At 56.7% G+C, this 26,494-nt stretch carries 23 protein-coding genes; 14 read left to right on the forward strand and 9 right to left on the reverse strand.

What is annotated here, in order from left to right; all coding sequences use genetic code 11:
• Positions 1-2 precede the first annotated feature (2 nt).
• From ACR0JW_RS21405 to ACR0JW_RS21455, 11 genes are all read left to right on the forward strand, one after another.
• Complete coding sequence (locus tag ACR0JW_RS21405) at positions 3-1,724, forward strand: glycerol-3-phosphate dehydrogenase/oxidase (protein ID WP_170682655.1); 1,722 nt, start codon at positions 3-5, stop codon at positions 1,722-1,724.
• Positions 1,715-2,557, forward strand: a complete 843-nt coding sequence (locus tag ACR0JW_RS21410) for a Cgl0159 family (beta/alpha)8-fold protein (protein ID WP_170682630.1) — start codon at positions 1,715-1,717, stop codon at positions 2,555-2,557. Before ACR0JW_RS21405 ends, ACR0JW_RS21410 begins: the two co-directional genes overlap by 10 nt.
• Entirely contained in the window at positions 2,550-4,061 is a 1,512-nt protein-coding gene (locus ACR0JW_RS21415; RefSeq protein WP_170682629.1) for an FGGY-family carbohydrate kinase, read from the forward strand. The genes ACR0JW_RS21410 and ACR0JW_RS21415 overlap by 8 nt, the downstream gene beginning before the upstream one ends.
• A gap of 4 nt (positions 4,062-4,065) precedes the next feature.
• Positions 4,066-5,076, forward strand: coding sequence for a zinc-binding alcohol dehydrogenase family protein (locus tag ACR0JW_RS21420; protein ID WP_480714412.1), 1,011 nt, complete (start codon positions 4,066-4,068; stop codon positions 5,074-5,076).
• 19 nt (positions 5,077-5,095) lie between these two features.
• Positions 5,096-6,709, forward strand: coding sequence for a GMC family oxidoreductase N-terminal domain-containing protein (locus tag ACR0JW_RS21425; RefSeq protein ID WP_170825283.1), 1,614 nt, complete (start codon positions 5,096-5,098; stop codon positions 6,707-6,709).
• 3 nt (positions 6,710-6,712) lie between these two features.
• Complete coding sequence (locus ACR0JW_RS21430; protein WP_170682626.1) at positions 6,713-6,997, forward strand: putative quinol monooxygenase; 285 nt, start codon at positions 6,713-6,715, stop codon at positions 6,995-6,997.
• 357 nt (positions 6,998-7,354) lie between these two features.
• Positions 7,355-8,371, forward strand: a complete 1,017-nt coding sequence (locus ACR0JW_RS21435) for a substrate-binding domain-containing protein (RefSeq protein ID WP_170682625.1) — start codon at positions 7,355-7,357, stop codon at positions 8,369-8,371.
• A gap of 215 nt (positions 8,372-8,586) precedes the next feature.
• Positions 8,587-10,095, forward strand: coding sequence for a sugar ABC transporter ATP-binding protein (locus ACR0JW_RS21440; RefSeq protein ID WP_480714413.1), 1,509 nt, complete (start codon positions 8,587-8,589; stop codon positions 10,093-10,095).
• Complete coding sequence (locus ACR0JW_RS21445; RefSeq protein WP_170682623.1) at positions 10,092-11,120, forward strand: ABC transporter permease; 1,029 nt, start codon at positions 10,092-10,094, stop codon at positions 11,118-11,120. The genes ACR0JW_RS21440 and ACR0JW_RS21445 overlap by 4 nt, the downstream gene beginning before the upstream one ends.
• On the forward strand, positions 11,120-12,142 hold the full coding sequence (locus ACR0JW_RS21450; protein WP_170682622.1) for an ABC transporter permease: 1,023 nt from the start codon (positions 11,120-11,122) through the stop codon (positions 12,140-12,142). The genes ACR0JW_RS21445 and ACR0JW_RS21450 overlap by 1 nt, the downstream gene beginning before the upstream one ends.
• A complete protein-coding gene (locus ACR0JW_RS21455; RefSeq protein WP_170682621.1) occupies positions 12,139-13,107 on the forward strand; it encodes a sugar-binding transcriptional regulator in 969 nt (322 codons plus the stop codon). The genes ACR0JW_RS21450 and ACR0JW_RS21455 overlap by 4 nt, the downstream gene beginning before the upstream one ends.
• A 216-nt stretch (positions 13,108-13,323) precedes the next feature.
• Here the strand turns inward: ACR0JW_RS21455 and ACR0JW_RS21460 are convergent, their stop codons facing one another.
• Together ACR0JW_RS21460 and ACR0JW_RS21465 are read right to left on the reverse strand one after the other, a co-directional pair.
• A complete protein-coding gene (locus tag ACR0JW_RS21460) occupies positions 13,324-13,713 on the reverse strand; it encodes an ectoine synthase (protein WP_170825282.1) in 390 nt (129 codons plus the stop codon).
• A gap of 18 nt (positions 13,714-13,731) precedes the next feature.
• Positions 13,732-14,481 carry an SDR family oxidoreductase gene (locus ACR0JW_RS21465; RefSeq protein WP_170682619.1) on the reverse strand — a complete coding sequence of 250 codons (750 nt, stop codon included), beginning with the start codon at positions 14,479-14,481 and terminating at the stop codon, positions 13,732-13,734.
• Between the two features lie 109 nt (positions 14,482-14,590).
• Here ACR0JW_RS21465 and ACR0JW_RS21470 point away from each other — a divergent pair, with 109 nt between their 5' ends.
• Positions 14,591-15,469: a LysR substrate-binding domain-containing protein gene (locus ACR0JW_RS21470; protein WP_170682618.1), complete on the forward strand. Its 879-nt coding sequence runs from the start codon at positions 14,591-14,593 to the stop codon at positions 15,467-15,469.
• Positions 15,470-15,580: 111 nt separating this feature from the next.
• On the opposite strand, the gene ACR0JW_RS21475 is transcribed toward ACR0JW_RS21470, so the two are convergent.
• From ACR0JW_RS21475 to ACR0JW_RS21495, 5 genes are all read right to left on the reverse strand, one after another.
• Positions 15,581-16,660 (reverse strand): ABC transporter permease, encoded by a 1,080-nt coding sequence (locus ACR0JW_RS21475; protein WP_480714414.1) that lies wholly within the window; start codon positions 16,658-16,660, stop codon positions 15,581-15,583.
• Positions 16,661-16,722: 62 nt separating this feature from the next.
• On the reverse strand, positions 16,723-17,649 hold the full coding sequence (locus ACR0JW_RS21480) for an ABC transporter ATP-binding protein (protein WP_170682616.1): 927 nt from the start codon (positions 17,647-17,649) through the stop codon (positions 16,723-16,725).
• On the reverse strand, positions 17,646-18,599 hold the full coding sequence (locus ACR0JW_RS21485; RefSeq protein WP_480714415.1) for an HlyD family secretion protein: 954 nt from the start codon (positions 18,597-18,599) through the stop codon (positions 17,646-17,648). The genes ACR0JW_RS21480 and ACR0JW_RS21485 overlap by 4 nt, the downstream gene beginning before the upstream one ends.
• 388 nt (positions 18,600-18,987) lie before the next feature.
• Positions 18,988-19,326: an alpha/beta fold hydrolase gene (locus tag ACR0JW_RS21490; RefSeq protein ID WP_170682615.1), complete on the reverse strand. Its 339-nt coding sequence runs from the start codon at positions 19,324-19,326 to the stop codon at positions 18,988-18,990.
• Between the two features lie 857 nt (positions 19,327-20,183).
• A complete protein-coding gene (locus ACR0JW_RS21495; RefSeq protein WP_170613896.1) occupies positions 20,184-20,522 on the reverse strand; it encodes a helix-turn-helix domain-containing protein in 339 nt (112 codons plus the stop codon).
• A 198-nt stretch (positions 20,523-20,720) separates the two neighbouring features.
• On the opposite strand from ACR0JW_RS21495, the gene ACR0JW_RS21500 reads away from it, so the two are divergent.
• Positions 20,721-21,815 carry an Ntn hydrolase family protein gene (locus ACR0JW_RS21500; RefSeq protein ID WP_170682614.1) on the forward strand — a complete coding sequence of 365 codons (1,095 nt, stop codon included), beginning with the start codon at positions 20,721-20,723 and terminating at the stop codon, positions 21,813-21,815.
• Between the two features lie 253 nt (positions 21,816-22,068).
• Here ACR0JW_RS21500 and ACR0JW_RS21505 read toward each other — a convergent pair whose 3' ends face one another.
• Together ACR0JW_RS21505 and ACR0JW_RS21510 are read right to left on the reverse strand one after the other, a co-directional pair.
• Positions 22,069-23,487: a sulfatase-like hydrolase/transferase gene (locus tag ACR0JW_RS21505; protein ID WP_170682613.1), complete on the reverse strand. Its 1,419-nt coding sequence runs from the start codon at positions 23,485-23,487 to the stop codon at positions 22,069-22,071.
• Between the two features lie 190 nt (positions 23,488-23,677).
• Positions 23,678-25,234, reverse strand: a complete 1,557-nt coding sequence (locus ACR0JW_RS21510; RefSeq protein ID WP_480714416.1) for an MFS transporter — start codon at positions 25,232-25,234, stop codon at positions 23,678-23,680.
• On the opposite strand from ACR0JW_RS21510, the gene thpR reads away from it, so the two are divergent.
• The gene (gene thpR, locus ACR0JW_RS21515) at positions 25,233-25,763 is read left to right on the forward strand and encodes an RNA 2',3'-cyclic phosphodiesterase (protein WP_170682612.1); all 531 of its coding nucleotides are present in this window, start codon (positions 25,233-25,235) and stop codon (positions 25,761-25,763) included. The genes ACR0JW_RS21510 and thpR overlap by 2 nt on opposite strands.
• Positions 25,764-26,494: the final 731 nt, after the last annotated feature.

The following is a 26,494-nucleotide window of genomic DNA, read 5'->3' on the forward strand; positions in this document are numbered from 1 at the left end:
TGATGTCAGAACAACGACAACAACACCTGACAAAACTGCGTGAGAACGCCGCGTTTGACGTGGTGGTGATTGGCGGGGGCGTGAACGGGATCGGTGTCTACCGCGATCTTGCCCTGCAGGGGCTTCGGGTGCTGCTGGTCGAACGCAACGACTTTGCCTCGGGCTGTAGTGCCGCGCCATCCCGGATGATCCATGGTGGTCTGCGATATCTGGAAAACGGTGAGTTCGATTTGGTGCGGGAGTCGCTTCAGGAACGCGATGCGCTTTTGGTGAATGCTCCACACATGGTGCGGCCTTTGCCGACGGTGATCCCGATTACCTCGGTCTTTTCCGGAATGTTCAATGCAGCGGCGAGCTTTTTCGGCCGGCATGGCAAACCCTCCAGCCGTGGGGCGGTGCCGATCAAGCTTGGCCTGTCGCTTTATGACTGGGTGACGCGCAAGCGGCGAATTCTGCCCAGGCATCATTTCAACAGCGTTGGTCGCACACGCAAGGACTGGCCCGCGCTCACACCGAAAGCCACACGTTCAGCGGTGTACTACGACGCGCAGATCACCCATCCCGAACGTCTATGCGTTGAAATGATCCGCGACGTTCAGGTGGCGGCCCCGGAATGCGTTGCCCTCAACTACGCGGAGATGGCAACAGATGGCGATGGCTATTCTGTGATCGACAGGCGCAGCGGCGACACCCTGCAACTTGATCCAAGGGTAATCGTAAACGCGACCGGCGCTTGGCTGGACGATACCGTGCAAGTCCTGGGTGGCACCTTGGATGAGCATATGGTCTCGGGCACCAAGGGCTCGCACCTGATCGTCGAAAACCCGGCTCTGTTTCAGGCGCTTGGTGGTCATATGGTCTATTTCGAGAACACGGACGGGCGGGTGTGCATCGTGTTCCCCTATCAGGGCAAAGTGTTGGCCGGATCGACTGACATCCGCGTCGAGAAAGCTGCGCGCGTGCGCTGCGAGCCGGAGGAACTCGACTACATCCTCGGCTCACTTCGGTTGGTTTTTCCCAAGATCAAGGTCACGCCCGACCAGGTGGTGTTCAGCTTTAGCGGCATCCGTCCGTTGCCGCGCAGCGATCACGATTTCACCGGTCGAATATCGCGGGGCCATTTCACGCGACGTTTGGACGGAGATGTTCCCCAGTTCTGCATGGTCGGCGGCAAATGGACCACGTTCCGCGCTTTTGGAGAACAGACCGGGGATGAGGTTCTGGCCGAGTTGGGCAAGCCCCGGCAAACTTCGACTCTGGGGCTCGCCATTGGCGGCGGCGCGCTGTTCCCCGACGATCCGCGTACCTTGGAAAGCCGGCTGGAAGAAGAATTCCACGTTACACCCGATCGCGCACAACACCTGATCGGGCACTACGGCAGTCAAGCGGATGATGTTGCGCTGTTCTGCCAGTTGGTTGACGACGCGCCTCTGGCGGCGGGCTGCTCTTACACCAGGGCCGAGATCATCTGGCTGATGCGCACCGAATTTGTCGAAACCCTGTCCGACATTGTCCTGCGCCGGACCGCGCTGGCCATAACAGGTCAGATTTCCGAAATGCTGTTGGACCGGCTAGGCGGCATCTTTGTCGATGAACGTGGTCTCAGCCAACAAGAGATTACCAATCAGATCCAAGCCCTGATCCACGAATTGTCCGAGTTTCACGGCGTGTCCGCCGAGGCTCTGACCGCACGAAACAAGGAACGGAGAACAGAATGCGTGTAAGCACCAAGGCCCGGATGAACCGGATGTTCACGAACGGGGGATGTCTGGATGTGGCGATCGACCACGGCGTTTGCAACGAGCCCAGCTTTATGGTCGGGCTGGAGGATATGGCGGGTGTGATGGACACGCTGATCGGGGCTAGGCCGGACGCGATCCAATGTGCCTACGGGCAGGCCGATCTGCTGCAATCGCGTCCCGAAAAGGACAAGCCCGCGCTGGTGATGCGGATCGACATGGGCAACCCTTACAACGATCAGCGCCACCGGGTGATGTGGTCGATGCTGCAAAACGCAGACGAGCCGATCATCGGCGCGCTGGAAATGGACGCCGCAGCCGTCGTTGTGAACCTGTTCATGCTGCCGGATGAGCCTGAACTGTTCCGCCAATGCGTCGAGAACATCAGCAAGGTGCGCGCAGCCTGCCACAAATACGGGATGCCGCTGATGATCGAGCCACTGGTCATGCTGCCTAACGATGTGCGCGGAGGCTACCAGGTGGATGGCAATGCCGAGAAGATCGTGACACTGGTGCGTCTGGCCTCGGAAATGGGGGCCGATATCATCAAGGCCGACCCAACCGGGAACCCCGAGGATTTCCACCGCGTGATCGAGGCCGCCCGCGTGCCGGTTCTGGTGCGTGGTGGTGGCAAGGAAGACCTTAAGACCGTTCTGATGAAGTCGGCGGCGCTGATGGCACAGGGCGCGCAGGGCATGGTCTATGGCCGCAATATCTATCAGCATGACAACCCCAAGGCAGTTGTGGCCGCTCTGATGGCGATGATCCACAATGGCGCAGGCGGTGAAGAAGCGTGGGATATCTATAACAGTGGCTAAGAACGGGTATATTCTAGGGCTGGATGCAGGAAATACAGTTATCAAGGCTGTGCTTTTTGACCTGCAGGGGCGCCCTGTGGCGATGCAGGCGCTGGACGGGCAGTCCTCGACGCCGCAGCCAGGGCATGTCGAGCGTGACCTGAACGAGTTGTGGGCAAATGCCCGGCAGGTGATCGGCGGATGTATCGACAAGGCCGGGATAACCCCTGACCAGATCATCGGCGTTGGCTGTGCCGGGCATGGCAACGGGCTTTACCTGCTGGACAAGGCGGGGGCGCCGTTGATCGGCATCCAATCGCTGGACACGCGCGCCGCATCTCTGGCTCAGGAGCTTTCCGAGGCGGCCGGCGACGCCTTGCACGCGTTGTGCCTGCAAAAACCGTGGCCGTCACAGACCCCGGTTCTTCTGGCCTGGATCAAACGGCACCGACCCGAGCTTTATGCGCGAACCGGCACGGTTATGCTGTGCAAGGATTTCATAACCTACAAGCTGACCGGTGAGCGGGTCAGCGAGATTTCGGACATGTCAGGTTGCGGCCTGACCCGCATGCCGGATTGCACCTATGACGACGGCCTGCTGGCATTTTATGGCCTGAGCGATGCGCGCCAGATGCTTCCGCGCCTGATCGATCCGGCGGATATTGCCGGAACCGTCAGTCAAAAGGCCGCCGTCGCAACGGGTCTGGCCGAAGGCACACCGGTGATCGGCGGCTATTTCGATGTGGTCTCCAGCGCGATGGGTTCGGGGGTCGTGCGCGCCGGAGAGGCTTCGATCATCGCGGGCACCTGGAGCATCAATCAGGTTTTCTCGGATGCGCCAGCGGTCAATCACGATTTGTTCATGGTGTCGGGTTTTGGTCCGAACCGGTTCGTGAATATCGAGGCCAGTGCCACGTCGGCGGCCAATCTGGAATGGTATGTGCGCGAGTTCGTAGAACGCGGGGGTCATCATGACGACCCGTTCGGACACTGCAATGCCAAAGTGGCCGAGGTTGATCCCGCGCCAGACGATCCGTTTTTTCACCCCTTTCTCTACGGCTCGGGACAGGGGGCGTCTTTCCGGGGTGGGTTTTATGGTGTCGCGGGCTGGCATGGCGAAGGTCACATGCTGCGGGCCCTGTTCGAGGGCGTCTTGTTTGAGCATCGCCGCCATATCGAGGTTCTGAAAACCGCAGGCGTCGGATTCGACCAGGCGGTTCTGTCTGGCGGCGGCTCACGCAGCCCGGTCTGGCCGCAGATGTTCGCGGATTGCCTTGGCGTGCCGATCTATGTGGCCGAGGCGCAGGAAACGGGCGCTTTGGGCGCGGCCATCGGAGTAGCGGTGGCGACCGGAACTTATGAAACATATGAAGACGCGATTGGTCAGATGACCCGCCGTGACTCTGAGTTCCAGCCGAATGCGGCGATGCAGCGCCATTACGACACCCGGTACGCCAAGTATCTCGCGTTGATCGAAGCGATGCGCGGGTTCTGGGACGACGCTCAAACGACAGTTGAAAGGTAGAAAAATGAAAGCTGTAGGGTTTCTGAAGTCACTGCCGATTGAAGCACAGGACAGCCTGTTGGATGTCGACCTGCCGGAACCGGTCGTGCTGCCAAACGATCTTCTGGTGGAAATCGAGGCGGTCTCGGTAAACCCCGCAGATGCGAAACGCCGCATCCGGACAGCCGCCGAGCAGGATCATGCGGAGCCGTTCATTCTTGGATATGACGCGGTTGGGATTGTCCGCAAAATGGGCGCAGAGGTCACGGGTTTTTCCAAAGGCGACCGGGTCTGGTACGCGGGTGATGCCAATCGTCCGGGTTCATATGCCGAGTTGCAGGCGGTTGATCATCGGATTGCGTCCGTGGCACCGTCCTCGGTCCGCCCCGAAGCAGCAGCTTCGCTTCCCCTGGTGTCGCTGACCGCGTGGGAAATGCTGTTCGACCGTCTGCAAGTGCCTGCCAATGAGACGCCAGCCAGTCTGCTGGTCATAGGCGGGGCCGGAGGGGTCGGATCGATCACTTTGCAACTGGCGCGCAAGCTGACTGGTCTGCACCTGATCGCAACCGCCTCGCGCCCGGAAACCACCGAGTGGTGCAAGGAAATGGGTGCGCATCAGGTGGTGAACCACCGCGAACTTGTCGCCGATTTCCGGGCCGTCGGGCATGACACTGTCGACTACATCACCCAATACGCCGATACCGCGCAGCATTGGGACGCGATGTGCGAACTGATCGCGCCACAGGGACGGATCGGGACCATCGTCGAGACGGATGAAAAGCTGGACATCTCAGCCCTGCAAGGCAAATCCGCCGCGTTGATGTGGGAGCTGATGTTCACGCGATCTCTGTTTGGCACCGCAGACATGGCGCGTCAGGGGCAGATATTGGCGCGGGTTGCCAGACTTGTTGATGACGGGATCATTTGGACAACTGAAACCAAAACGCTGCGGGGCTTGTCGGCGGGCACGCTGAAAGAAGCTCATGGGATCATTGAAACCGGCCGCATGATCGGCAAACTTGTTGTTGCGTATTAATCAGAAAGACCAGAAATTCATGACAGACGCCGGGCAACTTGATGGGGACTACGACTATATCATCGTCGGCGCAGGCACGGCCGGATGTGTTCTGGCGAGCCGATTGACCGAAGACCCCAAAACACGAGTTCTGCTGCTCGAGGCAGGCGGTTCAGACAACTACCACTGGGTGCATATTCCGGTTGGCTATCTCTATTGCATCGGCAATCCACGTACCGACTGGATGATGAAAACCGCGCCCGAACCGGGGCTGAACGGGCGTTCTCTGGCCTATCCGCGCGGTAAGGTGCTGGGGGGATGCACGTCGGTCAACGGCATGATCTACATGCGGGGCCAGGCCGCGGACTACGATCACTGGCGGCAGCTGGGAAATACTGGCTGGGGTTGGGATGACGTGCTGCCCTATTTCCTGAAATCCGAGGATCACCATGCCGGGCGGACCGACATGCATGGGCATGGCGGTGAATGGAAGGTCTCGAAACAGCGTTTGGAATGGGACATCCTTAGGGCCGTGCAGGAAGGTGCCAAGGAGTTCGGCATTCTGCCGCGCGCCGATTTCAACGATGGCAATAACGAAGGTACGGGTTTTTTCGAGGTCAATCAGCGAAAAGGTGTGCGTTGGAACACGACCAAAGGCTTTCTGCGCCCGGCGATGAAACGCCCCAACCTGCGTGTTTTAACCCACGCCGAGACCGAGACGCTGTTGTTCGACGGCAAACAGGTAACGGGCGTGCGCTATCAGCACAAAGGCGAGCGATGCGAAGCTTTTGCCCAGGCCGAGGTGTTGCTGGCGGCCGGAGCGGTCAACTCGCCCAAGATTCTGGAACTGTCGGGTGTCGGGCGGGGTGATGTGCTGGCTGAACATGGCATCGCTCTGCACCACGAAAGCCAAGGTGTGGGCGAGAACCTGCAGGACCATTTGCAGATACGGACGGTGTTCAAAGTCCAGAACGCAAAAACTCTGAACACGATGGCGAATTCCCTGGTTGGAAAGGCGAAGATCGTTCTGCAATATGGTCTGACGCAATCCGGGCCGATGTCGATGGCTCCCAGCCAGTTCGGCATGTTCACCAAATCCAACCAGGATCTGGCCACGCCAGATCTGGAATACCACGTGCAGCCCCTGTCCACGGACAAGTTGGGCGACCCGTTGCACCCGTTCCCGGCGATCACCGTATCGGTCTGCAACCTGCGCCCTGAAAGCACGGGCACCTGCCATATTCAGGCGGCGGATACCAAGGCGCAGCCTGACATTCGCCTGAACTACCTGTCGACCGATAATGACAAACAGGTCGCCGTGAAATCCGTGCGGCAGGCGCGGATGATCATGACGGCGAACGCTCTGAAACCCTATCAGCCGCAGGAAATCCTGCCCGGTCCGGTGATGGAGTCCGAAGATGACTTGGTAAAAGGTGTCGGGGATATCGCCACCACAATTTTCCACCCCGTCGGTACCTGCAAGATGGGGTCGGACGCCTCAGCCGTGGTGGGCGCGGATCTCAGGGTGCATGGGCTGAAGGGATTGCGGGTAGTCGACGCGTCGATCATGCCGAAAATCGTTTCGGGAAACACCGCGTCACCTGTTGTGATGATCGCGGAAAAGGCGGCGGATATGATCCGCAAGGGAGTCTGACAAGTGTCGGAAGTCGTGATCATCGCGCGGATCGTGCCGGAAGACGGCCACAAGGAAACGCTGCGTGCTGCCATTGATGATCTGGCCGTTGCCAGCCGCGAAGAGGCGGGAAACAAAAGCTATGACGTGTTTGTTTCAGCCAATCAACAGGCTGAGTTTCTGATCCATGAAATCTGGTCAGATGCCGAGGCGATTGCCAATCACGGGCGCACGTCGCACATGGCCAGGTTCAAAGAAATCGTAAAGGGAAAGGCCCAGATTTCGGTTCAAAAACTGGCCAAAACCTAAGGGCCAAGGGATTCGTTTTTCTGATTTTTTGCTGAGTTTCCGCAATATTATTTTCTCTGTCATAGTTCTGGTGACAGAGGGGCAATTCGCATGGGGAGCATGCAAGACATTGATGGCAAAAATATGCAATAAAAACAAAAAGATACGTGAAACATGTACTAGCCGATCTCATGGAGCATCTTAGCCGCAAAACCGCCAAAAACGTTGACTGCGCACCTCAAAATGATAATAATAACAATCACTGCAATATATTTCAGTTTCAATTCCTGAGGAGGGGTATTGGCTGAGATCGCGGCTCCGGAGCGCTCTGTCCCGGATCGACCGCACTCTGGAGAAAACAAAAGGGAAGAGAAGAAAATGCAGCGGAGGAATGTACTCAAGGCCGGCCTGCTGGCAACAACACTAACGCTTGTTGGAGGCGCCGGAGCTTTTGCCGATGATAGCAAGCGGATTGCGTTCTTTGTATCTGACTTGTCGAACGTGTTTCACCAGTCTCAGGCCGCCGAGGCCGAGCGCTACGCAAAAGAAAAGTACGGCGCTGAGGTGGTGGTGTTTGATGGCCGGGCGGATTCAGCCGTCATGACACAGAACGTTGACCAAATTGCAGCAGGTGGATTCGATGCTGCCACACTGCACATCTGGGATGCCGAGGCCGCCACACCCGGTGTCGAGGATGCGCTGGCAGATGATATCGTCATGACCTCGTTCTTCAGCCCGATCACGGATACCGGCATTCCGACCGCGCGCAGCGATGAAGCCGCCGTGTCGTTCGAGATGGGCGCGCAAATGGCCAAGGCCTGGAAAGAGGCACATCCCGATAAACCTATCGTCATGGTGCAACTGGGTTGGCCAAACCATACCGAAGTCAACTCGGGCCGGACCGCGCCATTTGCCGAAGGTGTCCTGTCGGTTGATCCCGACGCCGAAAATCTGGGCGCGCTCGATTCCAGCAAGGGCCAGGAAGCGGCCAAGCAGATCATCGTCGACCTGCTGACACAGCGCCCCGAAGTGAACCTGATCTATTCCGAAGCATCGAACCTGACCGTGGGAACGATGGCCGGGCTGGCGCAGTTGGGGCGCGGCAAGTTCGACAATGGCAAGCCGTTGACCGAGATTGTGGCCAGTGTCGACTTTGACTCGGTCGAGTTCGAACAGGTTTATGATCCTGCTTCCAGCCTAAAAGTTTCGATGGGTCTGCCGCCTGTGGAAACCGCGCAGGGCCGGATTGACCTGATCATGGATGTGCTGGACGGTAAGATCGAACGGACCTCGGACACGGCGGAAGAGTTTTTCTACAAGGCCTACACTGTTTCCTACTGGTCCATGCCGAAGGAAGAGGCCGAGCAGTGGCTGAAGGACCAGTTCGGTGGCTGATGGACGTTGACTGAACCAGGCTTTGGCAAACAGGTCCGTTGGTCGACAACGGGCCTGATCTGCCCAGCCGGTTCTTGCAATGCTGCCTGCTCCAACACCTCAAACCCGCACGGGGTTCCGGCGCTGGTGGCAACGCATCCAAACTCGGATAAGCTTGATCCTAGGACGCGGCCCTTTGCGCCGGTCGGTGGCTTGCGGATTAAAAGGGGATGATCGTGCAGATTGCTTTTGCCGAAAAAGCGCTGTCCGTCAGGGATTTGACCAAGGACTACCCCGGCGTGAGGGCCGTGGACACCGTGTCATTCGACATTGATCGCAACACGGTGCATTGCCTGGTCGGAGAGAACGGTGCCGGAAAATCGACGATCGTGAAGATGTTGACCGGGGCACTGGCCCCGACCAGCGGGTCGATGGCCATCCAGGGCCAGGCCTATGAGCCAAACAGCACCCAGGATGCCCGTGAAAGCGGTGTAGGGACGCTGTTTCAGGAATTGCATGTGGTTGATCAACTGACCGTCGAGGAAAACCTGACACTGGGGATGGAAGCCAGTCGCTTTGGTTTTCTGGTCAAGTCAGACCTTGAAGACCGCGTGATCAAAACTCTAGCGGCGATTGAGCCGACAATTGATCCCAAAGCGCGTGTGTCCTCGCTGAGCGTCGCGCAGAAACAAATCGTCGAGATCGCCCGTGCCGCGTCCTCGGGTGCGAGCATCATCATCATGGACGAACCGACTGCAGCGCTGTCCGAGCGTGAAGTGGAGCGCCTGTTCGGCGTGATCAGGCGGCTGCGGGACGCGGACGTGACGGTCATCTATATCTCGCACAAGCTGGATGAGATTTTTGAACTGGGTGACAATGTCACCGTCATGCGCGATGGCAAACACATCGCCACCAAACCACTGACCGAGGTAAACGGCCGCCCTGAACTGATTGAGATGATGGTGGGACGCGCGATCACTCATGATTATGAGCCGCGCGGCGAAATTGCGGATAGTCCGCTGCTGACAGTCAAAGGTCTGAGCAATCACCTGCTGAAAGACGTGTCTTTTCATGTAAATGAGGGAGAGATCGTTGGCTTCTACGGTCTGGTCGGTGCAGGCAAGACCGAGGTCGCCCGGGCGATATATGGGGCTGACAAGGCCGAAGGGCAGATAGATTTCAAGAACCGCAGACGCGCGGCCTCGCCCAAGGAAGCCATCGCGGCAGGGATCGCCCTGGTTCCCGAGGAACGGCGCACGCAGGGCCTGTTCACCGAACTTACGATCCGTCGCAATATTCCGATCATGAACATCCGCAAGCTGGCCCGGTTCGGCATCTTTCAGGATGAGCGCGAAAAAGAAGTCGCTCGCGAGTATGTCGGCAAGTTGGGGATCGCGACGAATTCCATCGAGAAATACGCCGAGAAATTATCGGGCGGAAACCAGCAAAAGGTTGTTTTGTCCAAATGCCTGTTCGCTGATGCGGATCTGTTGTTGCTGGATGAACCTACGCGCGGCGTCGACGTTGGCGCAAAATCCGAAATCTACGATCTGATCCGCGACCTGGCGAACAACGGCCGCGCGATCTGCATCTTTTCGTCAGAACTGGAAGAGGTGCTGGGCATCTGCGACCGGGTCTTTCTGATGTATGACGGCCGCATCGAGGCCGAGATCAAAAACGGGGCAGAGGTCGACATTCCGCGTATCCTGAATGTCGTTACCGGTGGGGGCGGTGAAAACTCATGACCGATCAGGCAATTCAGGGCCGAAGGCTGACTGAGCGGGACAACAGTTTGAGTGACGAGATGTTCATCACCTCTCTGGTAGCGGGGGCCGCCATGGCACTTTTCGCGCTCGCCTCCGTTTTGGTGCCCAACTTCTTCCAGTTTCAGAACGTCGTGAATCTGGTGACCAATAACTGGGCAGTGATTTCGCTGGGCGTTGGGGTCACGTTCTTGCTGGTTTCGGGAAACTTCGACCTGTCGGTGGGCGGTATCGTGGCGCTTTCGGGCGTATTAGCGGTGTGGTTCGCGCAGTCTACGGATGGGGCGAATGCACTTTCTTCAGGCTGGGGGATGCCGACATCGCTGGCGATGGTCTGCGCGCTGATCGGGGCCATGCTGATCGGGGCCATCAACGCGGTCTTCGTGGTTGCGCTGCGCGTGCCGTCGATCATCGTCACGTTGGGCACCATGATGCTGGCGCGCGGAATTGCACAGGTGATCACCCAAGGCTCGCAACGCAACACCAACCTGCCCTCGGATTTCGGAACGTTGGGGAACATGACCATGTTCGGCACCTCGATCAAACTGCCGGTGGTGCTGATGGTGATTCTGATCCTCCTGGCCGTTTTTGTTGAACGTAAGACGGTGTTCGGACGGCTGACCTATCTGATCGGCGCGAACCCGGTGGCCTCACGTTTGTCTGGCGTCGACAACGCGCGGCATGTGGTGAAGCTCTACCTGTTCAGCGCCTTTGTTGCCGGGGCCGTGGGGATTCTGCTGGCATCCGAGTTCAAATCGGGCTTTTCCAACCGCGGCACACTGATGGAATTCGACGCGCTTGTCATCTCTCTTCTGGGCGGGGTTGCGATTGCCGGCGGGTTCGGGTCGATTATCGGCATGTTCTTTGGGGCGATCGTTCTGGCCACCGTGACCTCGGCTGCGACGGGTTTGGTGCTGTCACCGGACTGGCAGTTCACCCTCAAGGCCATCGCGGTGTTTATCGCAATCATGGCCCAGACATGGGCTTTGGCGCGGAGGCACGCGTGATGACCGACCTTACCCAACACCCCAAGGCCGGAGACCGTGTGAAACGGTTCCTGAAAGACTACTACATCTATCTGGTCCTCATCCTCGTCGTCGTGCTGCTGAGCACCGCCAACCTGGACAAGTTCCCGCTGTTCGAGCGCGGCAACTTCCTGAGCGAGCGAAATATCATCAACATCCTGCGCATCTCGGCCCCGATCCTGACACTGGCAGGAGCTTTCACGCTGCTGATGATCTCGGGTTATATCGACCTGTCCGTGGGCAGCGCCATGAGCCTGAGCGCGGTCGTCTACGCCCTGCTGGCCATCAACGGGGTGCCCTTCCTGCCCGCCTTTCTTGCGACGGTTCTGGTGGGGGTTCTGTTGGGCGCGATCAACGGGTTTCTGGTAATCCGGCTGAAGATCACACCGGTCATTGCAACGCTGATCACACTGAGCCTCTATAAGGGCATTGCGCTGCTGCTGGTCGAAGATGGCGTCTCGGCCATCAAATCCGGCGGCGGGCTGAAAATGCCGAGTTGGTTCAACGACTACGGGCGCGATGGTGTTCTGTTTGGCCTGCCCTGGGCCTTCTGGGTGGCCGTTCTGGTGACGATTGCAATGATCATTGCGCAGGATCGGATGAAGCTGGGTAAATACGCGGCGGCAACCGGAGGCAACCCAACGGCGGCGAAACTCTCGGGCATCAACACGGCCCGCACGGTGATCATCCTTTACGTTCTGGTCGGCATCTGCGCCGCACTGGCCGGGATTGCCCGGTCCAGCTTTATGTCGCTGGGTGATCCGCTGTCAGGCGACGGCATGGAATTAACCGCTATACTTGTGGTTCTGTTGGGTGGTACAGCCTTCAGCGGCGGTGAGGGGCGCGTTTTGAAATCCTTCATCGGCGCGTTGATCATCATGTCCCTGACAGTTGGCATGTTGACACTTGTGCCCGCCTATTTCCAAACTCTGGTCGTGGGCACCGTGTTGTTGCTGGCGGCCGCGTCGAACCATTTGGTGAGCAGAAAGGACAACGAGAGGTGAACGCCAGCGGACCCGATCCCGATACCCTGCGCCTGATTGCCCGCGTCCTGACCTTGCATTTTCAGGAAGGTCAGCTGCAAGCCGAGATTGCGAAGAACCTTAGGCTATCGACCGCCAAGGTGAACCGACTCATCAAGCAAGGCCGCGAGATGGGTATGGTCGAGTTTCGGATCCACAGCCCATTCCAACGGTTGTTTGATCTGGAAAACCAACTTAAGCAGCGATGGTCCGGTGTCGAATTTCTGGTCGTCGATACGGTCACCGAGAATGCGGGCACCACACTGGATCTGGTCGGCAAGGCTGCGGCCCAATACTTTCAGGAAATCGTGCAAGAAGACGACGTCATCGCAATCTCGGGCGGCAAGGCGCTGAGCGTCGTTGCCAACCACCTGCGGCCCAAGAGGTCCACATCAAACAGGGTCATTCCAATGACCGGCGGCGTTCAGGGGCAACACTATACGGATGTAAACCATATTGCGACGCGCATTGCGGACGGGCTTGGCGGTTTGGCTACCCTCATACACATCCCCCTGCACGCCGATACCAAAGAAGAGCGTGACATGCTTATGTCGGTCCGAGCGGTGCGGGATGTGCTGAATCAGGCGCGAAACGCAAATGTCTCGCTTTTGGGATTGGGTGCTGTGACCGGAGAGGATGCAACCTACTACCAAGCTCACCCCCTGTCAGAAGAGGACAGGATTCAGCTGTATGACAGCGGCGTCAGGGCCGAGCTGCTGGGGCATCTGGTCAATTCCGCAGGCGAGCTATGCAGCAGTGAACTAAATTCCAGACTGGTCAGCCTGCCGCTTTCAGATGCCAAGTTGGTTCCCATCCGTATTGGCGTGGCAAGTGGAAAAGAAAAGGTTGAGCCAATCCTGGCGGCATTGAATGGCGAACACGTCAATACCTTGGTGGTTGATGACATAACCGCTCAGTCAGTTTTGGATAGTTCAGCGAAGAAATAGAAATTCCGCTGCTGTCGCGTTTCTATAGACCGGATCGGCAGCTTCGAAATTTGGGCCGCCGGATTGAGTTCGCGCCAAGTTGTTGTTCGAATCGTCTACATTGCGCACGGGCCCGGTGGGGTACGCTTCAGACAATGAGTGCTCCGAGCCAAATGCGGAAATTCGGCAATGTTCCCTTTCCCCGAACTTTGACTCTTGGAAACAAGTCACAATGCATCAGGATTCAATTGGCGCATAGCTTCCGTCTTCGCGATGAACCTCCCTCCCGGTGAGGGGCGGGTTGAAGACGCAGACGAGCCGGAGGTCACCGTCCAGAGCTTGTACCAGGTGTCTGTCGTTTTGATCCAAAGCGTATAGCGTGAAAGGTTCCAGCGGGTACCATGTCGCTTCGTCAAATCGCCTGATCTGACCTCTGCCTTCGATACAGTAGCAGGCTTCCAGGTGATGGGTGTATTCAAGCTCGAGGACCGCATCCTTTTCGATGATTGTATCAGTCATCGAAAATCCCATGCCATCGGACGCGAGCAAAAGCCGTCTGCTGTTCCATCCCGGGCCGGTAACATCCCTATTTGTACCAACAATACCTTCGAGCGATCTTACGATCATGCCTCTACCTTCCCAATGTCATCGAACCGCGCGGTTCATCCCACCATCCGACAGAATGTTCTGCCCGTTAATATAACGCGCTCCTTCCGAGGCAAGGAAGACACAGGCTTGGCCGATCTCGGGGAATGTTGCCGGGCGTTGCGCGGGGATGGACCGTCTTGCCAGATCGGACAGATTCACGTTCTCGCAAAAACCAGGCATCAGGTTGTTCATGTTGATGTTGTGGCGGGCATACCGATCTCCGAACAGCTTGGCGAAACTATGCAGCGCACCGCGCAGCATGCTCATCGGGTAGGGCGCGCGCGGCTCAACCGTGTTCATGGACGAGATGTTCACGAACGAACCGCCGCCTTGCTCAATCATGATCGGAGTCACGATGCGCGCCAGTTTGACCACGTTCAGAACATACATGTCGAGACATTCGTGCCACAACTCATCCGGCAATTCCAGCAACGGCCCGTCGAAGTCCGGATCAAAGCCAACCGTCTTGATTGCCTCTGGTACGCCGCCACCATGGCCCATGTTACTGACGACGGCATCGATCCTTCCGTACTTGTCGAGTGTGGCGTCCACCATTGCTTGCAGATCATCGGTGTCGAGGACCGAACCCTGGCGTCCAATCCCGCCCAATTCCTCTGCCAGGTCTTTGGATCGGGTCGATGGGGACATCAGCGAGACCTTGTAGCCCGCTTTCGCCATCTCGACGGCGCACCCTTTTCCAATGCCCTGGCCAGTTCCGGTCATCAGGGCCACTCTGACACCAGTCATTTCACTTTCTCCGCTATGATTATTCTGCCTTGACCTGACTAAGATATGCGGGATCTAGCCTACAATAAAACGACTTTACGACACATAGATGTGAGATAAAATCACAGTCATGACAATCATCAGACATCTTCGGGCGTTGCAAGCCTTCGACGCGGCCGCATCACGCTTGAACATCAGTAGAGCAGCCGATGACCTTGGCGTGACGCATGGCGCGGTAAGCCGCCAGATCAAGCAACTTGAGCAATACCTGGATGTTCGGTTGCTGCGAAGACTGCCGGGCGGGGTCGAACTCACGGATGCAGGGTCACGTCTGCATCTGGCGACACAGGACTCATTCGCAACGTTGCAACAAGGGATTGGGGCGATTAAGCGTTCGAAAACACGGCGTTCGGTCACGGTATCGCTTTCGTCTTCCCTGGCGATCAAATGGCTTGTGCCGAGGCTTCCGGAGTTCCGCAAGCGCCACCCGGGCATCTCCATTCGTCTGGATACCGATGATCAAATCATCGATTTCTTTGACAGCGAAGTCGATGTGGCCCTGCGGTATGGCGGCAATCCGTCGAGTGGGCTTTATTGCGATCGCCTTTGGAAGGAACGCCTCGTCGTTGTTGCCGCGCCTTCCTTGGTGGCGGAACGTCCGGTTGATCCTGACACCATAATTCAGCTTCCACTTTTGCATGATCAGTTTCATCCACACTGGGACACATGGGCGACACAAGCCGGAATACGCCACCCGGATGTTCAAGCGAAAAGTTCGGCTTTCCCAAATTCTGCCGTTTTGATTGCAGCTGCCATCAATGGGCAGGGTGCCATCCTTGTGCGCCAGATTCTGGTCGCTGATGACCTCGCGGCAGGTCGGCTGGTCTACCTCAATAGTGTCAGCGTTGAAGACGAGAACGCCCTGTGCTTCGTTTGCCGGGACGGAGACCAACGGTCTCCTCCCGTCAGTACGCTACGCTCCTGGCTCACTGAGATCGGCTCGCCGTAACTACAAAAAGCACTGCGTTGGCCAAGTATTCTGCTGGGCCTTCGATATTTCAGAACCAAAAGCACTCGGCATTTCGGTTTCTCCCGATGACTGCGGGCATCCGGGTCGACTCTATCCCAACCGTTTCTTGAACCGCAGCGCAGCGGCGGCCAGCCCAAATATCGCAAAACCAATCATCCAAAGAACTTCCCAGCGCAACTCATAGAGAGACGCGTCGCGCAAAACGACACCGCGGATCATGTCCATGAAGTGCGTCGCCGGCAACACCTGGGCGATGATCTGGACCGGTCGCGGCATGCCGTCAAAGGGAAACATAAACCCGGACATCAGGATCGAGGGCAGCAGAACAAAGATGGTCATCTGCATCGATTGAAGCTGGTTCTGGGCGAGCGTTGAGATGACCAGCCCGAGGGAAAGGCTGGCGATGATGAACAGCAAAGTCACCACAAGCAAAGTGCCCAATCCGCCATTGATCGGGACATCAAACAACACGTGCCCAAGGCCCAGAATGATCGCAACCTGTATGAGGCCAAGGAAGATGTAGGGAATGATCTTTCCGACCATCAGTTCGATCGATTTGATCGGAGTGTTGATCAGCATTTCCATGTTGCCCCGCTCGCGCTCTCGAACGATGGCCGCCGAAGTGAAAAGGATCATCGTCATGGTGAGGATGACACCCACCAGACCCGGTACGATGTTGACCGCAGATCGTTGTTCGGGGTTGAAGTAGAGCGTCACCTCAAACGTGGGCACCTGCCTGTTTGCCGGCTGTTTCAGCAACTCGGACAAAGGCATCGTTCGCAGGGACTTGATTGCGCTGGCAACCATGGTGTCCGATCCGTCGACGATCCAATGGGCAACCGGCCGGCTGCTCGTCTGATCTGTTGCATTGGACAAGCCCAGCCCAACCGAAGGACTGCGTGCAAGCCGCTGGCTTACGTCCGGCGGTATGATCAGCGCGGCGCGTACGCGGGCTTCCGTAATTGCACGCTCGGCGTCCTGCGGGGTGGGAAGCTGTTCGGTTATTGTGACGACCTGCGTGGCCTGAACAACTTGCGCCAGCGTTCGGGACAGCTCGGTTTGGGACTGATCGACAAGCGCGACGGGCAGGTGACGCAGGTTGGTGTTGATCGCGTAACCAAACAGAAGCAGCTGGATCAATGGGATCATGATGACCATCCCAAAAGTCATCCGGTCCCGCCGAAGTTGGAGCAGTTCTTTCTTCAGGACGGCAGCAATGCGGCGAGGAGAGATCACGGTTCAGGCCCCAGCGTAGCGCTGACAAAAACGTCTTCCAGATTTGGCCGTTGAGGTTTCAGGGACAGGTCAGGAAATGCGTTAAGCTGGTTACGCAGCATATCAACGGGTTCAGGTTCGGACTTGTCCACCAAAACACGTAGCCGCGAGCCGACTTGTGCTGTCGACAATATCTTTGGTTTGCCGTCCAACTCGTGTTTGACCTTTCGCAGATCCGGTCCTTCCACCTCCACAACATCGGCCTGCAGATCGTCCATAAGTTGACGCGGCGACCCATCGGCCTTTTTAACCCCGTGCTGAAGGATCGCCAGCCGGTGGCACCGTTCGGCCTCATCCATGAAATGGGTGGACACGATCATCGTTGCGCCTTGGTCGACCAGATCGAACAGCTGCTCCCAAAACGTACGACGCGTTTCCGGATCAACGGCGGATGTCGGTTCGTCCAGAAACAGCAGTTTCGGGCGATGCATGACGGTGGCCGCGAGGGCCAGCTTTTGCCGCTGTCCGCCGCTCATACTGCCGCTGAGCTGATGGACATTTGCCGTCAGATCGTAAGTGTGCAGCAACTCGTCGATCCGATCCGTGGCCGTTTTCGAGGGTATGCCGTAGATGTCCGCCGCGAATCTGAGGTTCTCCAGTACGGTCAGGTCGCGATAATAGGAAAAAATCTGCGTCATATACCCGATCTCGTTTTTCAGCGGTTCTGCCGCCTCGGGCATCGACCGACCCAAAACCGAAATCTCTCCACTGCTCGGGGTCAGCAACCCGGTCAGCATGCGCATTGTCGTGGTCTTGCCGCAGCCGTTTGGGCCAAGAAACCCGTAAATCTGCCTCGCTCTGATCTCGAGGTCCAAATTATTGACTGCAATGTTCTCCCCGAAGCGCCTGGTCAGACCTTGCGTCGAGACGATGACATCATTCATGGCATGGGGACCTGCACTGGTACTCCGGCAGGCAAGTCCGGGGATGCCGTGGGCAGATCAATCTCGGACAGATAGACCAGACGGGCTCGGTCATCCTTGTTCAGCCCGTAGTAGGGCGTGAAGGATGCATCGTCGCTGATCCATCGGATGACGCCGTCCAGCGGAGCGTCGAGCCCGTCGATGCGTACTTCGAGTGTGTCACCGGGTTTCAGATTGACGCGATGAGGCTCTGGCACATAGACGCGCGCATAGGGCGTCTGTCCCGTGACCATCACCGCAACCGGGCTGCCAGAAGTCACTCGCTCGCCAAGGTTCCAGGGTAAGGAATCCAGCACGCCATCGCGTGTGGCAACGACTGTCAGGTCATCCAACACGGTCTGCTCGGCTTCGACTGACGCTTCCGCTGCACGCACATTGGCCTCGGCGACCGCCAGGTCTTCAGGGCGGGTGCCGTTTTGCAGTTCCTTTAGGGACTCCCTCGCGCTTGCCAATTCAGCCCGCGCGGAATCCCTTATGGCCAGATTGTTTGCCACCTGCGCTTCTGTCACGACCGAGTTTTCGACCAGTTTTGCATTTCTTTCGTAGATTGCCTCGGCATCGGCAAGACGCGCGACAGCTCCGGCAACCTTAGCCTCGGCAATCGCGATTTCTTCCTTGCGCGGTCCAACCTGCAGCTTCAGAAGCGTTGCCTGCGCTTTCTCAAGTTCCGCCTGCGCCAGGCTCAGTTTTGCGGCTTGCAATGTGGGATCAAGCTGAACCAGCGTATCCCCAGCCTTGACGACGGTGCCTTCGGCAACCGGCAGTTCCACTACGATTTCACTGGCCGTCGCAGTCAAGGCAACCCGATCTCGGGCCAGTACACCCAACGCCACGCTGGTATCCGAACCAGCGCACCGGTCCAGAAAGGCGGGCAATATGGCGGCCAGCATCAATGGTATGGGGATCGTCATATTCAGCAAGGCTTCCCTCCGGTAATTGTCCACTTATCGCGTTGCGGTGGTTGTTGAATCATACAGTCAGCAAATCCAATTTGTATATATTTGGCCCAAATGACTCGCGCGGCCGAACATGGTCATGAAGGCAGGTGCCACAGCCACTCCTCCAGCTTTTGCCCAATCAAGTGCGGATTATCTTCCTTTAGGGATTGAATGCCTGCACCAAAATCCACCGCCTCCAGGTTCCGGATGGTCTGACAAAAGGCGACCTCGGCAGGCCCGATGGTGCCTCCCGATGTGGCGTGGAACGTTGGTATTGGGGTCCGGGGTTTCTACCAGCCAGTGGCTGTAGACATCGACGAAGCCATGAAGATCCGCCTGTGTGCCGCCGATGGGGATTTCGCTAGGAAAGACCCGCGCCGGTTTGCGGCTGCGGGCCAAGGCAAAGGGCGCGCGATAGTGCGACATCTCTTGCGGTGTGCAGGATACTCTCTGGATGCCGGCGGGCATAGTGAAACCTCAATGCCGAGACCCAACTATGGATGACGAGCGTGATGTCCTTTGGCCCCAACGCTTTGATTAACCCCTCCACGAAAGGCACGTGATCACCAAACCGATACGGGTTATCTGGCTTGTCCGATTTGCTAATGCTGATCAAATCCAATGTGATGACGCGGCCTTTCCGGGCCGCGTAGGGGATGATGTTGCGCCACAGATAGGATGAGGTCGGGTTATCGTGCAAACTACAACCGATGCGCCTTTAGTTTCGTCAACATGGTGGATGCGCTGTCCGTTCACATTGGTGTACTTCGATTGAAACGGGAAATCGGGTGAAATCTCTTTTTTGATACTCATCAAATTGTCCTCTCCGAGTTTCGAGTCTTTTCGGTCAATACGAACACGCCCTCAAACCACCCAGGGCCGTACGCCTAAACAACCCATGAAAGCCCGGCCAGCGGACCAGTTCCCACAGGGCTATGCCGAAGTGGCAGTCGGGTTGAATGGAGGGTGGAAAACGCGGTAGGTCACAAAAAGTGTCCATGAGACCCCGGTTTAACAGCCTAAAGCCGAGGGAAGCTGCCTCAAACCGACTTCAACGGACTGAAATCCATATGAATGAGTGGCTTAAGCAGTTGGAACATGGACCCCTTTAGAAATCAAACAAAGGGTCCGAGTGTCCTGTTGAGTACCATTTCGCGAAGGAGTCTCGCGTATTACAATGTTGACCTGCGAAGCCGTTCGTGGGTTCTTGCGGGCCTGAAATATTAGGAACCGAGCATTGGTCGTTTTCCATCTATTTTCGGAGCGGTTTCCAGGTTCTTTCTGCGGTTTCAAACCGAACGGATTTTCGTTTCTGGGTTCCAATGACTGACGTGCGTTCTTTGGTGTGACATACAGCGCGTCTTTTGGACAAGGCAGGGCGGCACGCGCGAATAGCGGATTGGTCTCGGATATGCATGATAGCTTCCGCAATTGCCAACCACCGCCGCAACGCCAACGCGGCGTTGGCGCATCAATGCGACAAGTGGCGCTTCATAGCTTCCCAGTTCGGGGCCGAGGCCAACTTGGAGGTGTGCGCTATTCCCTTTCAGTTTCACACTACTGGCGTGCTTCCTGATCGCTGAGCAAAGCTCGCATGATGGCGCGAATACGGCGTTGATTGTCCGCGTCTAAAGCAAAGTACAGTGCATTTGCCTGGGGGTCGCTTTGCTGAGGGCTAATGAGGTCTCCCGGATCAGCGTGGAGCACATTCGCTATTCGAACCAGAGTTGCGACGTTCGGCGTACGCGCCCTGCCGCTCAGCAGGTCTCTGACCGACGTCACGCCAAGCCCCGCCGCTTTCGCTACAGCACCAGGGTTGGTGCCTTGTTCTTCGATGAGGTCCGCGATTTTTTTTGCAATTCGCTTTCCGAGTTCGACGTCGCTCTCAACCTGCATGATTTTCCATCGGTGAATAATGTTCTGTCATTCCTTGGGTTAATGGCGATCTACACATCAGTCAACGGTACCGACAAAGGTGGCATTGCAAAAACAGAATACCGGAAATGTGCGCAAAATCATTGCACATAGATGATTCAACGTCTATATCGGTCTAACAGAGATGATCAATCACACTAGATAGACGGAGAAACGACAATGACCCTCTTTTCAAAAGTAATGATGGCAACCCTCATGGCCTCGACCGCATTGGCGTCATCAGCGGACGCCTGCTCGCGGCTTGCCAAGCAATCAGACCACGGTGTCGCCTATGTTCGCTCAGTAGATTGGGGCACAAAAACCGGAATGGATCTTGTGACTTTCGGCGTTGGCGATGACGTCACATCTTACGAAGCCTATGGATACTCGCGCCAATCAGATGAACCGGCGAAGAACTTCACTGTAGCTTGGGTAGAGAACGAGTCTTTCCACGGTGTTCAGGCACAGGCCTTCAACGACAAGGGAATGGTTGCGGATACGCTCTATATGTCCCCCAGTGCAGACTACATTGGTGATTACAAGGACAATGGCGCCCCGGCCGTGAACTTGGCCGACGCGCCGGGTTATCTGGTCGCAATGTACGACACCGCCCCCGAAATCGCCGAGGCATATAACTCGGGTGAGTTCCAGTTCGCCTGGTCAGCAGATTTGGGTCATGCGGGTCAGCACGGAGTGCATGTTTCGGCCGTGGACGCAAATGGTGATGTCGTTCTGTTCCAAGTGAACGAGGGCGGTGAGGTTCTGGTTTACTCCGGCAATGTTGAAGGTTCGGACCTTGGGGTAAAAGCGAACGCGCCATTGTTGCAGTACCACCGCGAGAACATTGCAGCGTTCAATGCGGAAGATGGAAAGACTGCAGAGAACGTTCCGGCGGACATTTCCTCGGCAAGCCGACACCTGCGTCTGACCTGGCTTAACCAGAACATTTCTCTGGGTGGTATGTCCAAGCCGGAAGCTTTGGGAACGGTACAGAACATGTATGACAGCGGTGCCAGTGTCCCGCAGCAGGTGATCGACCCAACCATCGGAGCGACTTATACCACCAGACAGACCAGCAGAACGATCCTGGGAGACGACGTCATCACAGTGCGGGATTTCGCGACCGCTGCGGAAATTTCGTACTCGATCACAGATGCCAAAATCGCCCACGATCTTAACGGTGGTCAGGTCTGTGCGGATGCCATGGATCAAGCCAACGAAGGTGGGCGGATGATCGAGTTCCGCCCGTGCCCGAAACCCGAAGCAGGCTCCTGATGCTACTGCAACAAATCGAAAATGCCCCCGTTAACCTGCGGGGGCATTTGGTTTTGAAGTAGCCCACTGTTGGTCCCGCAGTCAGCTCTTTTGAACGTTGCCGACCAGTTGCGGGGACGGGACTGTGGGACCGCTGCGAAGGTCGGCCCGAACCTCTCGTTCGTTGTTTGCTTGCCAACTGAACGGAACGCGAAACACAGTCGGCCTAAACGTATTTGCTGTAGGGCCGCAATAGAGCGGCCGACCCGGTGGACTACTCGCTCCTTGACGACGGAACAAAATCCAACGGCGCTTCGACCGGTATCGGCTCTTCCCGATCCAGGCTTTTCTTGAATTCGGTCGCAATGCGGGCGGCATGTGCAACGACCCATGAATGCAGGTATGGATAATTGAAGGGTTCGCGCTCCTGCGGGTCGACGTCGAGGTTGATGATATGCGGCGTGGCCAGTTCAAGCGCTGGATCCGTGAAGGTTCGCTGTAGAACGAGGACGACTTTGAAGTTGCGCCATTTTACGCCGTACATCCGGTCACCCATCCAGTAGGGGAAGCCGTCGCGGGCCGAGAATTCAGAGGAACCTTCGAAGAATGCGCGTTGATCCACCCCGTCGATGATTCGATCCTGAGGCACTTCTGCGCCGGCCCATAGCGCCAGGGTTGTAAACATATCGGTGATGTGAACTATCTCGTTCGATTTCAGCCCCTCCGGAACGACGCCGGGATAACGGATCATTGCCGGCGTCCTGAGCGATCCTTCCATGCCAGTGAAGTATGTGCCGTTCCAGAAACCGGGATGGCCGCGATCTGGCTCCAGTTCCTCCGGGCCATTGTCTCCGGAGAAGACAACTATGGTGTTGTCCCGCAGCCCCCTGTCATCGAGAAATGCCATCAGCTCGGCAAAATCCGCATCAAGCTGGGCCAGGCTGTCCGCCCAGTCACCATGACCGGTTTTGCCTTTGAATTCCGGTCGCGGGGCAACCGGCATGTGCATCAGAGTGTGGTTGAAATAAAGAAAGAAAGGTTTTTCCGCGGCAAGGCTGCGATCGATAAAGTCTTTCGAACGATCAAGATACTCTCGGTCGAGGCTGAGTTTTACAGGAACGGTGAGTTCCTCAATGTTCCGGGGTGCCTTTCCTCGTGTGGACTCCATGACATAAGCCACGGGATCCCTTTCAGGGTCATGCCATGGATCATCGGCCCAAAAGGCTTCGTCGTAGCTGTGCGCGATACCAATCCATTCATCGAAACCCTGATCGGTTGGCCAGCGCCCCTCCGAGGCGCCAATGTGCCATTTGCCAACGATCGAGGTTGCGTACCCAATGTCTGTTAGGAGTTCGGCAAGCGTACGTTCCCAAGTGACAAGCCCGCCTTCGCTTCCGGCCAGAGCCACGGTCTGATTGCCTGATCGTATTGAGTACCGCCCGGTCATAAGCGCGGAACGCGATGGCGTGCACTGCGTCTCTGGCGCAAAGTTCATAAGCTGCATGCCTTCTTCGGCAAGCGCATCCAAGTGCTCAGTATGGGCACCGGGAAGTATACCGCCGCCATATGCACCAAGCTCGCCATAGCCGAGGTTGTCGACAAGAAAGTAGACGATATTGGGCCTGTCTTGGGCGGATGCGGTCGAAACTAGTCCCACGAGGAAGACCGCCGAACAGACAAGTGACTTGAACATTAGAATATCCCGGATTGCATCAAACCATAACGTCAATGCTACACATTTCGTGGGAGTCACAAAATGAGATTTGCGTGCCAAAGTACGTCAGGAACAGCCGACTAAGGCTGCATAGCCAATACTGATTACTTGACCTCTGACCGGCCGCTGGTGGCCCCTAGCGGTCATCCCCATACGACTTGATAGTTTTCTAGGTCGCTTCAACTCTCGCCAGCGGTCCGGGTTCTTCGCGTATTGGAAGATGAATGAGCCCTGCAAGCAAGCCAAGTGCGACTGCCGACCACCACATTGGCGTGTAGTCCTGGTTGAGGTCATAAATGCGGCCTCCGAGCCACGCCCCCACGAAACTGCCGGTCTGGTGGCTCAGGAAAACAAGACCAGCCAACGTTGACAAAAATTTCAACCCTTGTGTTTGTGCGACCAGCCCCATGGTCAGCGGAACTGTCGACAACCAGAGCAGGCCCATCAACGCGGAAAAGACCAGAACGCTTGTCTCGCTAATTGGAAACAGAACGAAAAGGGTGATGACCAGGGATCGCGTAAAATAAATACCGCTGAGGACCTTCTTCTTTGAATATACCTGGCCAGACCAACCCGAGAGAAACGACCCGGCGATATTGAACAATCCAATAAGTGCCAGCGACCACGCACCAACCCAGGACGCTAGGCCGAGATCAACGACATAGGCTGGCAAGTGCGTTTGAATAAAAGCCACGTGAAATCCGCAAACAAAGAACCCGAAAAAAAGACAAACATAACTGCGGTCGGAAAAGGCCATTGATATGGCGGTTCCAAAATCGCCTGCACTGCTGCCAGCGGCGCTGGGAACGGAGACGCGAGAAATGAACACGAGAAATGGCAGGATCAGTGCAAAGCTGAACGCGATCAAAATCAGGGCGGTTTGCCATCCGACCCCACCAATCATGGCGGTGGCTGACGGCGCGGCCACGAACATCCCCAGAGAGGCAGCGGCGGTACCCAGACCAAGAATGAAGCTCCGCCGCTCCGGTGTTACAACTTTTCCCAGTGCTCCGATGACAATCGGAAAGGATGCCGCGCCCGTTCCAATCCCGACAAGGACACCCGTAAGGATAAACGGAATCGGATCAGTAACGAGGCCCCTCAACAGGAAACCGATCCCAGCGCAAACAGCTCCGAAAGCAATCACACGTGCTGTTCCATAGCGGTCCGCAAACGCACCTGCGACAGGTTGAGCGATCCCCCACATCAAAGCCTGAACAGCAACCGACAACGAAAAAACTTCGCGACCCCACCCAAGTTCGGAAGACATAGGTGCCAAGAACACACCAAATGTCGCGGAGAACCCGAAGCCAAGAAAGGCAACCATGCATCCTGCAAAAACTGCGGCGTTCAACTGGCTTTTTGTAGGGGTAGTGCTATCCACGTCGGCTCCCGGCGAGCTAAAAGAAACTTCAAGCGCGATGCTGGCACGAACTATGTTGGCAATCAATTGCGAGCCGTCGAAGCTTTCAGAGGGATTAGGCAGCCAACGCACGGTGAATGACGGCTGCGTCCGCGTTGCCGACGTCTGCAGGCCCTTTGTGTAGAATGCGGTCATAGCAATTCGCAGCTTGGTGCGTGAGCCACAGATTGAATTATTACCAACGGTAGAAATGAGCCGGTTCGGCTTGTCCGTATCTCTGCGGACAAGAGCTGGCGTGACAAACCACTGTGGAATTGGCAGTGTGATCACACTTACTTCAATGACAAATCCAGAGGGCTCCATGCGATCTTTCGTTGCCATAGATATCAGCGACGAGGCAACGGCAGCTTTGATCACGTTACAGCGCGCGCAGCCATTTGGCCGACCGGTTTTGCCGGAGAACATGCATCTGACGCTGGCTTTTCTGGATGATCAACCCGAGGAGGCTTTGGAAGCGGTGCATGAAGAACTGCTGGCACTTTCAGGCCAACCGTTCAGCATCATGTTCTCAGGGATCGAGTGTTTTGGCCAGGCGCTGGCTGTCAGGGTTGTCGATTGTGCTGCACTCAATGCGTTGCACCGGAAAGTCCAGTCCGCGGCCCGGCAAGCCGGGATTTTCCTGCCTCGCCGACGCTTCCGGCCTCATGTAACCATTGCACGAGTAAAGCCGTGGCAATGCGAGGTAATGCAGCCCGCCCTGGACCCTGAGGCAACGACCGCCGTGCCAGAGATGTTGGTTTCCGGCTTTAGCCTTTTTCGATCCACCCTGCGCCCCGATGGGGCTCAGCACGATGTCCTGGCGCAATACACGTTCGATTTGACAACGAGATAGGTAATTGGATTTTTTTGATCCCCGGGAAACGGTTTGGTCGAACCCAGATTTCTTCGCCTAGCACTCAGATCACCAAAACGCGAAGGGTTCGTAGCTAACCTCAGAAACCCTGAGATCGAGTGTTTCCTTCCGCCTTCAATTGGAGACCGTCTAAAAGCTTTGGTGCAAGATTGTGAGTAGGCCCTTCCAGCACCTCGCCCCAGCCCTTTAAGGTTCACGGTAAGGGCTATGACCCTAAGAATCCGGCACCTGATATGTTGTCGGGGCGATCGCTGCTCCCTAAAATGAGCAGGCGTGCACCAACAACGACCAACATTTCTGTTGGCCTTAGCTTTACCGCAATAGCGTGTTGAAGGAATCGAGCTTTAGACGTTTGAACTCTGCCTAATGACAAGGACTCGGCGGGTAGATCAGAGAACACAGACAGGCTTATAGCCAATCACATTTCTTTTCAGTGTGTTGAGAAAAACATGGTGCCTAGGAGAGGCATTGAACATGTGCATCACAATGCACCAAGATTCCGCTAGTATGACTTTTTTAGAAATGAAAACAATGAAGTTAACCGGTTCAACGATCACTATGCCTCAGAGTACCTCTTGAAGCCGCATAGAAAAGAGGGGATAAAACGGGGGATAAGAGATGCTGTGAGGGGATATGGCCGGATCACTCTACAAGTTGAGCGCGGCGAAGGTCCGCAGTGCCGGATCAGGCAAACACAGTGACGGCGGAGG

The organism is Ruegeria sp. BG6, assembly GCF_056538465.1.